We start from the raw sequence: 13,051 nt of genomic DNA on the forward strand, positions 1-13,051 counted from the left end.
CACATATCTCAGAAAACCACCATCTCGTACGAGGGGACCAACGCCATGACCGTCACGGTTTACACCAAGCCAGCATGCGTGCAGTGCAACGCCACCTACCGCGCTCTGGACAAGAAGGGCATCGTCTACGAGAAGGTCGACATCTCCCAGGATCCCGAGGCACTCGAGCGAGTTCGTGCCCTCGGGTACATGCAGGCTCCCGTTGTCATCACCGAGGCCGACCACTGGTCCGGCTTCCGCCCCGACAAGATCGCGGAGCTGTCCGAGCTCGCCGCGAACGTCGCGTAGAGAACCACCCATCACCACCAGTTGGAGGCCGGCATGATGTCCGCCGACACCGTGGTGGCGGCCCTCGGGTCTCCGGTCGTCACCACGAGCACTTCCCTGATCTACTTCTCCTCCGCTTCTGGATATACGAAGCGGTTCGTCGAGAAGCTGGGAGTCGAGGCGGCGCGCATTCCCCTCCATGCCAGGGACCCCGAGTTGCTGGCCACTGAACCGTACGTCCTGGTCCTGCCGACTTATGGCGGGGAGAAGGGCGAGCGGTCGATTCTCCCGCAGGTCATCCGATTCCTCAACAACGAGGACAACCGGAACCTGCTGCACGGCGTCATCGGCGCCGGCAATACGAACTTTGGAACCACCTACTGCTTGGCGGCGGACAAGATTTCCGCCAAGTGCTCGGTTCCAGTGCTATATCGCTTCGAACTCATGGGCACATCCGAGGATGTGGCCCATGTACGCCAAGGATTGGAAGAGTTTTGGAAACAACAGTCGCCGAGTCGACCGTGAAGACCGAGAGCAAGGAAGTCCCGGAGGCCTTCAAGGATCTGGGCTACCACGAGCTGAACGCCATGCTCAACCTCTACGATCGGGATGGCAACATCCAGTTCGAGGCTGACCGGGCTGCAGCGCGGCAGTATTTCCTGCAGCACGTGAACAACAACACGGTGTTCTTCCACGACCTGGACGAGAAGCTCGAATACCTCATCAAGCATGAGTACTATGAGCGCGAGACCCTCGACCAGTACCCGATGAACTTCGTCCGCGACCTCTATTCGCACGCCTACAAGAAGAAGTTCCGCTTCGAGACGTTCCTGGGTGCCTTCAAGTTCTACACGTCGTACACGCTGAAGACCTTTGACGGCAAGCGTTACCTCGAACGCTACGAAGACCGCGTGTGCATGGTTGCCCTGCACCTGGCCCGTGGCGACCACAAGCTCGCCACCCAGCTTGTCGACGAGATCATCGATGGCCGTTTCCAGCCGGCCACCCCCACCTTCCTCAACGCCGGCAAGGCCCAGCGCGGCGAGCTCGTCTCCTGCTTCCTGCTGCGTGTCGAGGACAACATGGAGTCGATCGCCCGCGGCATCAACTCCTCGCTGCAGCTGTCCAAGCGCGGTGGCGGTGTCGCCCTGTCGCTGACGAACATCCGCGAGCACGGTGCGCCGATCAAGCAGATCGAGAACCAGTCTTCCGGGGTCATCCCCGTGATGAAGCTTCTCGAAGACAGCTTCTCCTACGCCAACCAGCTCGGGGCCCGCCAGGGTGCCGGTGCGGTCTACCTGCATGCCCATCACCCGGACATCTACCGCTTCCTGGACACCAAGCGTGAGAACGCGGACGAGAAGATCCGCATCAAGACCCTCTCGCTGGGCGTTGTGGTTCCGGACATCACGTTCGAGCTGGCCCGCAAGAACGAGGATATGTACCTCTTCTCGCCCTACGACGTCGAGCGCGTCTACGGCATGCCCTTCTCCGACGTCTCGGTTTCCGAGAAGTACTACGAGATGGTCGATGATTCGCGGATCAAGAAGACCAAGATCAACGCCCGCGAGTTCTTCCAGACCCTCGCTGAGATCCAGTTCGAATCCGGCTACCCGTACGTGATGTTCGAGGACACCGTGAACCGGGCCAACCCGATCAAGGGCAAGGTCATCATGAGCAACCTTTGCTCGGAGATCCTGCAGGTGTCCTCCCCGTCGACCTACACCGATGACTTGGGCTACCAGGAAGTCGGCAAGGACATCTCCTGCAACCTGGGCTCGATGAACATCGCCAAGACGATGGATTCCCCGGACTTCGGCGCTTCCGTGGAGACTGCCATCCGCGCACTCTCGGCCGTGTCGGACATGTCCTACATCAGCTCGGTTCCCTCCATCGCCGAGGGCAACGAGCAGTCGCACGCCATCGGCCTGGGGCAGATGAACCTCCACGGCTACCTGGCCCGCGAGCGGGTCCACTACGGCTCCGAGGAGGGCCTGGACTTCACGAACATCTACTTCTACACCGTGCTGTTCCACGCGCTGCGCTCCTCCAATCGCCTGGCGATGGAAACCGGCCGGACCTTCGGCGGCTTCGAGGACTCGAAGTACGCCTCCGGCGAGTTCTTCGACAAGTACACCGAGGGCGAGTGGGTCCCGCAGACCGAGAAGGTCCGCGAGATGTTCGCCGGTGTGCAGATCCCGACCCAGCAGGACTGGTTGGAGCTGAAGGCCTCCGTCATGGAGCACGGCATCTACAACCAGAACCTGCAGGCGGTTCCGCCGACCGGCTCGATCTCCTACATCAACAACTCGACCTCCTCGATCCACCCGGTCGCCTCGAAGGTCGAGATCCGCAAGGAAGGCAAGCTGGGTCGCGTCTACTACCCGGCCCCGTACCTGACGAACGACAACCTGGACTACTACCAGGACGCCTACGAAATCGGCTACGAGAAGATCATCGACACCTACGCGGTTGCCACGCAGCACGTGGACCAGGGCCTGTCGCTGACGCTGTTCTTCAAGGACACCGCCACCACGCGTGACATCAACAAGGCGCAGATCTACGCATGGCGCAAGGGCATCAAGACGCTCTACTACATCCGCCTTCGCCAGCTCGCGCTGGAGGGAACGGAAGTCGAGGGTTGCGTCTCCTGCATGCTCTAGCAGCAGGCTTTGCATCCATCTAGTCGTTCTCCGCGACCATGACCGGAGAGTACGACGGCGGGCAACCTCCCGCCGTCGTACTCCCGTCCCACCAGCAATCGGGCACCGCCCACCAGAAAGTCAGGGGTTGAAATGACCGACCAGGTCAAGCTGCAGGGCCACGTCGAGGCCATCAACTGGAACCGCATCCAGGACGACAAGGACGTTGAGGTGTGGAACCGCCTCGTGAACAACTTCTGGTTGCCGGAGAAGATCCCGCTGTCCAACGACGTCCAGTCCTGGAACACGCTCACCGCCGACGAGCAGCTGCTCACCATGCGGGTGTTCACCGGCCTGACCCTGCTGGACACCCTGCAGGGCACCGTCGGTGCAGTGTCGCTGATCCCCGACGCGATCACCCCGCACGAGGAAGCCGTCTACACGAACATCGCGTTCATGGAGTCCGTGCACGCCAAGTCGTACTCGTCGATCTTCTCCACGCTGGCCTCCACCAAGGACATCGACGAGGCGTTCCGCTGGTCCACCGAGAACGTGAACCTGCAGAAGAAGGCCTCGATCATCGAGTCCTACTACCATGGTGAGGATCCGCTCAAGCGCAAGATCGCCTCGACGCTGCTGGAGTCCTTCCTCTTCTACTCGGGCTTCTACCTCCCGATGTACTGGTCCTCCCGGGCCAAGCTGACGAACACCGCAGACCTGATCCGGCTGATCATCCGTGACGAGGCAGTGCACGGCTACTACATCGGCTACAAGTACCAGAAGGGCCTCGAAGGCCTGTCCGAAGAGCGCAAGAACGAGCTGAAGGACTACACGTTCGAGCTGCTCTTCGAGCTCTACGAGAACGAGGTCCAGTACACCCATGACCTGTACGACGGCGTGGGGCTGAGCGAGGACGTCAAGAAGTTCCTGCACTACAACGCCAACAAGGCGCTGATGAACCTGGGCTACGAAGCCATGTTCCCCTCGTCCGTCACGGACGTGAACCCGGCGATCCTCTCGGCGCTGAGCCCGAACGCCGACGAGAACCACGACTTCTTCTCCGGATCGGGTTCCTCCTACGTCATCGGCAAGGCAGTGAACACCGAGGACGAGGACTGGGAGTTCTAGTCACTGTGCGCAGCTTGGCCTGAGAAGTGTGGCCAGAGGCCCGGATCCGCGTTCATCTCGCGGGTCCGGGCCTCTTGTCGTCTGAGGGCCCCGTCTACCGCCCTGTCGGCGGTATCCGAACGGCCGTCGCGTGGGGGCATCGAACGTGGTGTGCGGCAACACGGTCATGGGCTCGCCGCGGTTCGCTGTCGGTTTCGGCGGCAGCGTTGGATGGCTAATCGTCACACGGCAGAAGTCCAGCATTGCGGGAATCACTCTGCCGTGCTGAGATGTACTTCCGAACGTCGCCGCGGCCTGGGAGGTGAGCTAGACGTGAGATCCCGCCGTCCCCTCATTGCCCTTGCGCTCGTGCTCGGCACTACCAGTTGCTGGGGCGCCGGCGGCGAAGCGCAGTGTGCTGCCGAGCAGATGTTGCCCGGGGAGGAATGCCACGATGTGGGGAACGTGGAGAGTCCCTAACGGGCGTCTGCTGCTGCCGCCGGCGTCGGTGCCGATCGTGCCCGCACCAGGCAGTGTTCGGCGAGCCACGCGGCGGCCACTCCCGCCGCATACGCCAACAGGTCCCAGGCAACAAATGTCGTCCCCAACACCAGCCGGATCGGCGGGAAGACCGCGCCCAGATCGCGGGGAAGCGCCGTCAGCTGCAGGAGCTCCACAGCCCAGCAGACGCCCAGCGACACGACGGCAATGAATAGGGGACGGCGCTGGGGGAAGCAGAACGCGACGAGCAGATAGACCAGCACGGCGTACAGGACTCCACCGGCGACGTCTGCCACCCAGCCGCCAAGCAGGAACCTGGCGGCCAGGCCCATCGGTACGATGCAGAGAACGGCGGCCACGAGCATCAGCCGGCGCCGCAGGGTGGGGGAGGCCGTGCGGGAGCGATGCATTCCGGCAGTCTACCGCCGCCCGATACGACACCTGGGCGGGCTCGGCGTATGGTCGGAGGATGAGCGCTGCACTCCAGGGAACCGTTGTCCTCAACGGCCAATTCGCCCACGAACTCCCCGAACTCTCCATCGCGTGGAAAGCGGAACCGACCCCGGAACCGAACCTGCTGGTGTTGAACACCCGGCTCGCCGGGGACTTGGGGTTGGAGGCAGGATGGCTGCGCAGTGCTGAGGGGCTTGGACTGCTGACCGGGACCGCGGTTCCCGAGGGGGCAACTCCCGTCGCGCAAGGCTACGCCGGGCACCAGTTCGGCTCCTACTCGCCACGTTTGGGTGACGGCCGGGCGCTGCTGATGGGTGAGCTCCGGGGCCCCGACGGCACCCTGCACGACCTGCACCTGAAGGGCTCCGGCCGCACGCCGTTTTCCCGCGGCGGTGACGGGCTGGCAGCCATGGGGCCGATGCTGCGCGAGTACCTGGTCAGCGAGGCCATGCACGCCCTGGGCATCCCCACCACCCGTGCGCTGGCCGTCGTCGCCACCGGTACCACCATTCGGCGGGACACTGCGCTGCCCGGAGCCGTCCTGTCCCGCATAGCCTCCAGCCACCTGCGCGTGGGCTCGTTCCAATACGCCCGGGCCCAAGGGGATGTGGACCTGCTGCGTCGGCTGGCCGACCACGCCATTGCGCGGCTCCACCCCGAGGCGGCGACCGCCGAACACCCCTACCGGGCGCTGTTCGATGCCGTCGTCTCCGCCCAAGCACAGTTGGTTGCGCAGTGGATGCTGATTGGCTTCGTCCACGGGGTCATGAATACCGACAACATGACCATCTCCGGCGAGACCATCGACTACGGGCCGTGCGCTTTCATGGACCGCTTCGATCCCGCGGCGCTCTATAGTTCCATCGACGCCGAGGGGCGATACGCCTACCGCAACCAGCCGGTCATCGCCGAGTGGAACCTGGCGCGCCTCGCCGAGGCGCTGCTGCCGCTCTTGGACGACGACGAGGACCAGGCGGTCGAGACGGCCATGTCCTCCCTGCGCAGCTTCCGCGACCAATACAGCGCCGCCTGGTCGACGGGGATGCGCGGAAAACTGGGGCTTGCCCCCGTCGACGCCGAGGTCCCGGAGGCTCCAGCCGTCGTCGACGACGTCATCGCCCTGCTGCAACAGCAGGGCGTCGACTACACGACCTTCTTCCGCCGTCTGGGTGCCGCGGCCCGCGGTGACAGCGACCCGGTGCGGAGCCTGTTCGCCGACACCGCTGCCTATGACGCCTGGGCTGCCGCGTGGTCTGTCCTGGAACCCGATGCAGACCTGATGGACCGCACCAACCCCGCCTACATCCCGCGCAACCACCTGGTGGAGGAGGCCCTGGCCGCCGCGACGGCCGGCAACCTGGAACCCTTCGGGGAACTGCTGGACGTCGTGACCGACCCGTACCGGGAACGGCCGGGGTTGGAACGCTATGCGTCCGGGGCGCCGGAGGACTTCGGACCATACCGGACCTTCTGCGGCACCTGAGCCCCCTTCCCGACTAGTGTGGAATTTTCGGCGCCCCCCGCGCCGCAGTGAAAGGACGGATCCATGACCGAAACCTCGACCGGACCCGGCACGGTTCCCGAGGCCTCCTCGGACCACCTCCAGCAGTTGGCGGATGGCACGCGGCCCGCCTCGTTCTACGTCCCGCTGGGCGGCGGAAGATACCGCTCCACCATCCACACCCAGGGCGCGTGGAATGCCCACGAACAGCACATGGCACCGGCGACGGGGCTGCTGGCCCACGAACTGGAGAAGTTCCAGCCGCGCGAGGACATGCGCATGGCCCGGGTCAGCCTGGACATCCTGGGCATCATCCACGGCGGCGACATCGAGGTCACCACGCGCATGGTCCGGCCCGGCAAGACGATCGAGCTGATCGAGGCCGAGATGGTGTGTCAGGGCCGCACGGCCATCGTGGCCCGAGCCTGGCGGTTGAAGACCGATGATTCCACGGCAGTTGCCGGGATCGAGGACCCCACGGTGACGCACCCCGAGGACCTGCCCGCCTGGGACGGCATGGACATGTGGCCCGGCGGCTACATCGAGCAACTGGAATTCCGCGTTGAACCGGGCCTGCGGCTGGGGCGCGGCGTCGTCTGGATGCGCAACCCCAACGCCATGGTCGACGGCGAGCCCTCCGACGACATGGTCCACCTGTTGGGCATGGTCGACACCGCCAACGGGGTGGCACCACGCGTGGCCCCGGGCCCCGAGTCCTGGATGTTCCCCAACGTGGACCTGCAGATCCACATGCACCGTCGGCCCACCGGGGAATGGCTGGGGATTTCCTCGCAGCAGACCTACGGAACCGACGGCATCGGGCTGACCTCAGCGGTGCTGCACGATGTCGAGGGCCCCTTCGGGCGCAGCGAGCAGATCCTCACCGTCCGGCCGATGCCGGTCCGGTAGGTTCCGGGCAGCTGACGTGGGGTCAGGCGGCAGGGTCAGGCGGCGGCGAGCATTTCGCGGATCCTGGGCTTCGGCGTGGGGATGAAGCCGGCGTCGACGTAGCGGCGGCGCAGCTGGCCCTCGGCACGGTAGAGCGCCCAACCGCGGCGCAGCAGGAAGGGGACCGGCTTGCGGCGCTCCCTGACATCGCGCACGAACCGGCGCACCGCCGTCGTCATCGGGGACACGTCGATGTAGTAGGCGCGGACGTCCACGCCGGCCGCCAGTAGTGGGGCGCGGATCTCGTCCACGAAGATCCCCTCCGCCACGGCTGGGCCGCCGGCCATGGCCACGGTCTGGTGGCCGCTGTAGCTGGAGGTGGAGATCGAATAGTCGGGGACCTGCATGGTGCCGGAGCGCAGCAGGGACAACACGGCGTCTGCGGCGGCGTCGCAGTTCCAGGTGCCCGGGTGGTCCCAGTCGACCTCTCCGTAGCCGGTGCGCGGCAGCGGCGTGGCGGGGGAGTCCTCGGCCAGTTCGCGGTAGAAGTTGTCCAGTTCGATGTGGGGTCTACCGTACCGCGCGGCGAGGTAGGACTTTCCGGAACCGGAGGAGCCGCCGAGGAGAATGAGGGTCATGGATCGTTCGGGCACGGCCCCTATTATTCCGTGCGGCACGCCCACATCTAGAATCGAGGGCATGAGTGCCTGGAATCCCGCAGCAGATCAGCCGTTGACCGTCTGGCGCTCCGACCCCACCGGAGATCCCGGGGACGATCTGCTCGAGGGCATCCGGCTGCTGGAACGCGTCCGCGACGGCGGGGCGCCGGCCACGCTGCGGCTGTACCGTCCGGAACCGACGCTGGCGTTCGGCCAACGTGATGTCCGGCTTCCCGGGTACGACGACGCGGCCTCCTCCGCGCGGGAACTGGGCTTTGCGCCGGTGGTGCGCAAGGCCGGCGGCCGGGCCGCCGCCTATCACCGGGGAACGCTGATCGTGGACCACGTAGAACCGGCCGGGCAGGCCATGGCGGGACACCAGGAACGCTTCAGGGTGCTGGGTGATGTGTACGCCCGGGCGCTGGGGACGTTGGGCATCGACGCCCGGGTCGGTGAGATCCCCGGCGAATACTGTCCGGGGGAGTTCAGCGTGCACGGGATGCCCGGCCCCTCCTCGGTGGTGCGGTCGCCGGTCAAGCTCGTCGGGACGGCCCAGCGCGTGGTGGCCGGTGCGTGGCTGTTCGCCAGCGTTTTCGTCGTGGAGGACTCCGCCCCTTTGCGCCGCGTGCTTGAGGCCGTCTACCGGGACATGGGGCTTGCCTTGGATCCCTCGACCGCCGGGTCCGCCGAGGATCTGGTGCCGGGCACCACGGTGGATGCTGTCGAACGGGCGTTGTTGGCTGGGTACGCACAGCACACTGAACTGATGGACCCCGGATCCCTCGGGCGCCCGTAGCCGGCGCGTCCACTGCACCGCCACAGGGCCCGTGGGGCCGGCGTTGTGCACAGGCGTGCGTCCGCCAGGGCCGGGCCACCGCGTGGGTGCCGATGCTGGTGTGCATGGCAGCGGCCCCGACGGGGTGGTCGATGCCGATGAGGAGGCATCATGTGCACCACTTGCAGCACCATGGCCCGGGAGTTGGAGCCCGCGGCGGCACCACCGACGGGGGAATGGTTCATTGAACATGCGATCGGGCGGCGCGGCGTTCCGGTTGCCTACACGGTCGGGCTGACCGGACTGGACCAGCCCGAGCTGATCATCCGCGACATGGCGTATGGAGAAGCCCACGGGATCCTCCATGCGCTGGTCGACGGGCTCTCCGAATGGCCTGCACGGATGCAACCGGGGTCTGCCACGGGCCCCGACGGGAGGGAACTGCTCCTGCGACGTTATGCCAGCAGCATCGAACTCACGCAGGCGATGGTGCGTTACGAGGGGATCATCGGGGTCCTGCAGGTGGTTCGTGCGCCGACGGTGTCCACCACGAGCGCCCTGCGGCCAACCGAAGTGCTCGACCTGGCCCGTGGCCGTGCTGGCGCCTGATGCAGTGGGCGGGCCGCACGTCGGAGCGAGCGTAAACGACGATGGCGGGCCCCGAAGGGCCCGCCATCATCCAGCGCTGTCGGCCGATCAGCCGGTATCGGCTATTCGCCCCGATCGATCCATTCCTGCAGGTGCGGTGCTTCCGCACCGATGCTGGTGGCGTCGCCGTGGCCGGTATTCACCACGGTGTCCGGGGGCAGGACCAGCAGCCGGTCCCGAATGGATTCGATGATCGTCTCGAAGCTCGAGTAGCTGCGTCCCGTCGCACCGGGACCGCCCTTGAACAACGTGTCACCGGAAAACAGCGTCCCGTGCTTCTGCGCGTGGAAGCAGGTGGACCCGGGGGAGTGGCCCGGCGTATGGATGGCCTGAAGCGTGGACCCGGCGATCTCGAACGTGTCACCGTCATAGATCTCCCCATCCGGGACCGTCCCCGGGAAGACGTCCTCCCAGAGCATCTGGTCCTCCGGGTTCAGATGGATCGGGGCACGGACGGCATCCGCGAATTCGCGGGCGTACCGGATGTGGTCGTCGTGGCCGTGCGTGAGCAGGACGGCCTTCACCGAGCGGTCGCCCACGGCTTCCACGATGGCGGCCGGCTTGTGGGCGGGGTCGATGACGATGACCTCGGACTCATCTCCGATGATCCACACATTGTTGTCGACGTCCCACGTCCCGCCGTCGAGGCTGAAGGTGCCGGAGGTGACCAGGTTCTGGATTTGTGCGGGCATCAGAGTTCCACCACCGAACGCAGCACGGTGCCGTCATGCATCTTGTCGAAGGCGGCCTCGATGTCGCCCAGCCCGATGCGTTCGGTGACGAATGCGTCCAGGTCCAGGCGCCCCAGCTTGTACTGTTCGACCAGCATGGGGAAGTCGCGGGAGGGCAGGCAGTCGCCGTACCAGGACGACTTCAGTGAACCGCCGCGCCCGAAGACGTCCAGCAAGGGCAGTTCCAGCTGCATCTCCGGGGTCGGGACACCGACCAGCACGACCCGGCCGGCCAGATCGCGGGCGTAGAAGGCCTGCTTGTAGGTTTCGGGGCGGCCCACCGCGTCGATGACCACGTCGGCACCGAATCCTCCGGTCAGCTCGCGGATGGCCTCCACCGGATCCTGTTCCTTGGAATTCACCCCGTGCGTGGCGCCGAGCTTCTTCGCCAGTTCGATCTTCGCCGGGTCGATGTCCACCGCGATGATCGTGGTGGCGCCGGCCAGCTGGGCGCCGGCAATGGCCGCGATGCCCACGCCGCCGCAGCCGATCACGGCCACTGACTCGCCGCGCTTGACCTCACCGGTGTTGATGGCGGCACCGATGCCGGCCATGATGCCGCAGCCCAGCAGGCCCACGGCCGCCGCATCCACGTCCTCATCGACCTTGGTGCACTGCCCGGCAGCAACGAGGGTCTTCTCCGCGAAGGCTCCGATGCCCAGCGCGGGGGAGAGCTCGGTGCCGTCTTCGAGCGTCATCTTCTGGGTGGCGTTCGCGGTGTCGAAGCAGTACTGCGGCTGGCCCTTGGTGCACGCGCGGCATTCGCCGCAGACGGCGCGCCAGTTCAGCACCACACGGTCGCCGACGGCAACGTTGGAGACGCCTTCGCCGATCTGGCTGACGACGCCGGTGGCCTCGTGGCCGAGCAGGTAGGGGTATTCATCGCCAATGCCGCCCAGCTTGTAATGCAGGTCGGTGTGGCAGACCCCGCAGGTCAGGATGTCCACGACGGCCTCTCCGGGGCCGGCATCGGGGATGACGATGGTTTCGATTTCGACCGGCGCGTCCTTGGCCTTGACGACGACGGCTTTGACCTTCTGTGGCATGTGGTTTCCATCCTCTCGGCCGTGGATCACGGCCCGTTCCGGTAAAGAAAAAGGTGCCCGCGCGGCAGAACCGCGGACACCTTTCATCCTGTCACAGAGCCGTCAGAGGCGCTCGCGCACCTGTTCAATACGTGGATTGGTTACGGCGGATCCATCAGCAAAGAGCAGCGTGGGCACCGTTTGGTTGCCGCCGTTGACGGATTCGACGATCTCGGCGGTCCCTTCCACGTCCTCGATGTTGACCTCGCGGTAGGAGATTCCATCGGCATCCATGGCCTTCTTCAGGTTCCTGCAATAGCCGCACCAGGAGGTCGTGAACATGGTGACGGTTCCGGCTTCGGGCACGAATTCAGCGGTCTTCAGATCAGTCATATCCAGCACAACCAGCCCTATGAGACGCTTATTCCATGTGCGGACGATACGTGATGGCGCGGGCCATCGGAGACCTGGTGGCCGACGCGGAAGCCGAAGCCGATGACGCCCTGGAACTGCGGAGGTCCTGGAACGTCGCCCCGACCACGGATGTCCCGGTCGTGCTGGAACGGCTGATCGATGACGAGGTGGTCCGCCAGGTCCACGTGGCCAAATGGGGGCTGGTGCCGATCTGGGCCAAGGACCCGTCCGTCGGCGTGCGGGCGTTCAACGCCCGCAGCGAGACGGTGCTGGAAAAGCCCACCTTCCGTTCGGCCATCAAGGCGCGCCGATGCGCCATCCCGGCCGAGGGCTACTACGAATGGAAAAAGGCAGGTACCGGCAAGGCCGGGACCAAGCGCCCCTTCTTCGTGCACCCACAAGACGACTCGATGATCTACTTCGCCGGCATCTACGAATGGTGGAAGGACCCCTCCAAGGCAGAGGACGACGACGAACGCTGGCTGCTCAGCTGCAGCATCCTCACGATGGCCTCACCCGAGGCCACGGGGGAATCGGAGGTCCTCGACGCATTGCACGGGTTGCATGACCGCCTGCCCATTCCCCTGGACCGCGAGTCGATGGCCGAGTGGCTGAACCCGGGGGACAAGGAAGCCGGCCCCCTTGTTGAACAGGTAAGGGCCGAGGCGTATGCGGTCGCCGGGCAATGGAGCCTGCGCGAAGTCGCCTCCGCTGTGGGCAACGTCAGGAATGATGGCCCGGAGCTGACCGAACCACTCACCGAACTGCTGACGGAGTAGCCGGCCATGATGGACGCCCACGAGCTGGAAGGGCTCACCCATCGTCGCCGCGTCCGCGACCTGATCGACCGTGACTTCGCCAGCCCCCTGGACGTGCCGACCATGGCATCCCGGGCCCTGATGTCGCCGGCCCACTTCTCCCGGCGGTTCAAGGCGGCCTACGGTGAGACGCCGTACGCCTACCTCATGACCCGCCGCATCGAACGGGCCATGGCCCTGCTGCGCGGCGGGGTCAGCGTCACCGATGCCTGCATGGGCGTGGGGTGGCCCTCGCTCGGCCTCGCTGTCCTCAACGATGTCGCCGGCGGCGGCCGGTGGGTCACACTCGGATCCGCCTTTCCGGGCGGTGCCGAAATCGTCTTCTCGGACCCGCATGCCGGGCGCTCCGAGCAGGACGGCAACGCCATGCAAGAACTCCTCGCCAAGGGTGTGCTCCCGATGACGGTGTTCACCACGGACGACGTTGATGCCCTTTCGAGCGCGTCCGGGCCACTGGCGCCGAAGTGCTCCAGGAACCGATCGACCAGCCGTGGGGCCCGCGCGACTGTGCCTTCCGCGACCAGTCGGGGAACTTGGTGCGCATCAACCAGGCTGCCTCCTGACCGTCGCCCGGTTGTCGGCGAGTGGCGTGCCGCTGGATCCGGAGGCACGCCACACTGCC

14 protein-coding genes and 2 pseudogenes are annotated in these 13,051 nt (G+C 65.7%); 11 read left to right on the forward strand and 5 right to left on the reverse strand.

Features of this window, described 5'->3' with window-relative positions; translation table 11 throughout:
• Positions 1–45: 45 nt before the first annotated feature.
• From nrdH to nrdF, 4 genes are all read left to right on the forward strand, one after another.
• Positions 46–288, forward strand: coding sequence for a glutaredoxin-like protein NrdH (gene nrdH, locus ABD088_RS06120; RefSeq protein ID WP_343900805.1), 243 nt, complete (start codon positions 46–48; stop codon positions 286–288).
• Between the two features lie 33 nt (positions 289–321).
• Complete coding sequence (nrdI, locus tag ABD088_RS06125; protein WP_372711110.1) at positions 322–792, forward strand: class Ib ribonucleoside-diphosphate reductase assembly flavoprotein NrdI; 471 nt, start codon at positions 322–324, stop codon at positions 790–792.
• The gene (nrdE, locus tag ABD088_RS06130) at positions 762–2,930 is read left to right on the forward strand and encodes a class 1b ribonucleoside-diphosphate reductase subunit alpha (protein ID WP_372711112.1); all 2,169 of its coding nucleotides are present in this window, start codon (positions 762–764) and stop codon (positions 2,928–2,930) included. The genes nrdI and nrdE overlap by 31 nt, the downstream gene beginning before the upstream one ends.
• 132 nt (positions 2,931–3,062) lie before the next feature.
• A complete protein-coding gene (gene nrdF, locus ABD088_RS06135; RefSeq protein ID WP_343900807.1) occupies positions 3,063–4,037 on the forward strand; it encodes a class 1b ribonucleoside-diphosphate reductase subunit beta in 975 nt (324 codons plus the stop codon).
• A 455-nt stretch (positions 4,038–4,492) separates the two neighbouring features.
• Here the strand turns inward: nrdF and ABD088_RS06140 are convergent, their stop codons facing one another.
• On the reverse strand, positions 4,493–4,927 hold the full coding sequence (locus ABD088_RS06140; RefSeq protein WP_343900808.1) for a ribosomal maturation YjgA family protein: 435 nt from the start codon (positions 4,925–4,927) through the stop codon (positions 4,493–4,495).
• 59 nt (positions 4,928–4,986) lie between these two features.
• Here ABD088_RS06140 and ABD088_RS06145 point away from each other — a divergent pair, with 59 nt between their 5' ends.
• Complete coding sequence (locus ABD088_RS06145; RefSeq protein ID WP_343900809.1) at positions 4,987–6,453, forward strand: protein adenylyltransferase SelO; 1,467 nt, start codon at positions 4,987–4,989, stop codon at positions 6,451–6,453.
• A 63-nt stretch (positions 6,454–6,516) separates the two neighbouring features.
• Positions 6,517–7,380 (forward strand): thioesterase family protein, encoded by an 864-nt coding sequence (locus ABD088_RS06150; RefSeq protein ID WP_343900810.1) that lies wholly within the window; start codon positions 6,517–6,519, stop codon positions 7,378–7,380.
• A 35-nt stretch (positions 7,381–7,415) separates the two neighbouring features.
• Here the strand turns inward: ABD088_RS06150 and ABD088_RS06155 are convergent, their stop codons facing one another.
• A complete protein-coding gene (locus ABD088_RS06155) occupies positions 7,416–8,012 on the reverse strand; it encodes a uridine kinase (RefSeq protein ID WP_343900812.1) in 597 nt (198 codons plus the stop codon).
• Between the two features lie 46 nt (positions 8,013–8,058).
• On the opposite strand from ABD088_RS06155, the gene ABD088_RS06160 reads away from it, so the two are divergent.
• Together ABD088_RS06160 and ABD088_RS06165 are read left to right on the forward strand one after the other, a co-directional pair.
• On the forward strand, positions 8,059–8,814 hold the full coding sequence (locus ABD088_RS06160) for a lipoate--protein ligase family protein (protein WP_343900814.1): 756 nt from the start codon (positions 8,059–8,061) through the stop codon (positions 8,812–8,814).
• Between the two features lie 150 nt (positions 8,815–8,964).
• Complete coding sequence (locus ABD088_RS06165) at positions 8,965–9,402, forward strand: hypothetical protein (RefSeq protein WP_343900815.1); 438 nt, start codon at positions 8,965–8,967, stop codon at positions 9,400–9,402.
• 101 nt (positions 9,403–9,503) lie between these two features.
• Here ABD088_RS06165 and ABD088_RS06170 read toward each other — a convergent pair whose 3' ends face one another.
• The 3 genes from ABD088_RS06170 to ABD088_RS06180 form a co-directional block, all read right to left on the reverse strand.
• On the reverse strand, positions 9,504–10,133 hold the full coding sequence (locus ABD088_RS06170; protein WP_343900817.1) for an MBL fold metallo-hydrolase: 630 nt from the start codon (positions 10,131–10,133) through the stop codon (positions 9,504–9,506).
• Positions 10,133–11,218 carry an S-(hydroxymethyl)mycothiol dehydrogenase gene (locus ABD088_RS06175; RefSeq protein WP_343900819.1) on the reverse strand — a complete coding sequence of 362 codons (1,086 nt, stop codon included), beginning with the start codon at positions 11,216–11,218 and terminating at the stop codon, positions 10,133–10,135. Before ABD088_RS06175 ends, ABD088_RS06170 begins: the two co-directional genes overlap by 1 nt.
• A gap of 102 nt (positions 11,219–11,320) precedes the next feature.
• On the reverse strand, positions 11,321–11,590 hold the full coding sequence (locus ABD088_RS06180) for a mycoredoxin (RefSeq protein WP_343900820.1): 270 nt from the start codon (positions 11,588–11,590) through the stop codon (positions 11,321–11,323).
• Positions 11,591–11,625: 35 nt separating this feature from the next.
• Between ABD088_RS06180 and ABD088_RS06185 the strand changes: the two genes are divergently transcribed.
• The 3 genes and pseudogenes from ABD088_RS06185 to ABD088_RS06195 all read left to right on the forward strand — a co-directional run bounded on the left by ABD088_RS06185 (position 11,626) and on the right by ABD088_RS06195 (position 12,992).
• Positions 11,626–12,390, forward strand: a complete 765-nt coding sequence (locus ABD088_RS06185) for an SOS response-associated peptidase (RefSeq protein ID WP_343900822.1) — start codon at positions 11,626–11,628, stop codon at positions 12,388–12,390.
• A 9-nt stretch (positions 12,391–12,399) separates the two neighbouring features.
• Positions 12,400–12,669 (forward strand): annotated as a pseudogene (locus ABD088_RS06190) (helix-turn-helix transcriptional regulator); the annotation flags it as partial.
• Positions 12,643–12,992, forward strand: a pseudogene (locus ABD088_RS06195) (VOC family protein). The pseudogenes ABD088_RS06190 and ABD088_RS06195, both read left to right, overlap by 27 nt.
• Positions 12,993–13,051: the final 59 nt, after the last annotated feature.

The organism is Arthrobacter rhombi (genome assembly GCF_039526245.1).
Taxonomy (GTDB): domain Bacteria; phylum Actinomycetota; class Actinomycetes; order Actinomycetales; family Micrococcaceae; genus Arthrobacter_H; species Arthrobacter_H rhombi.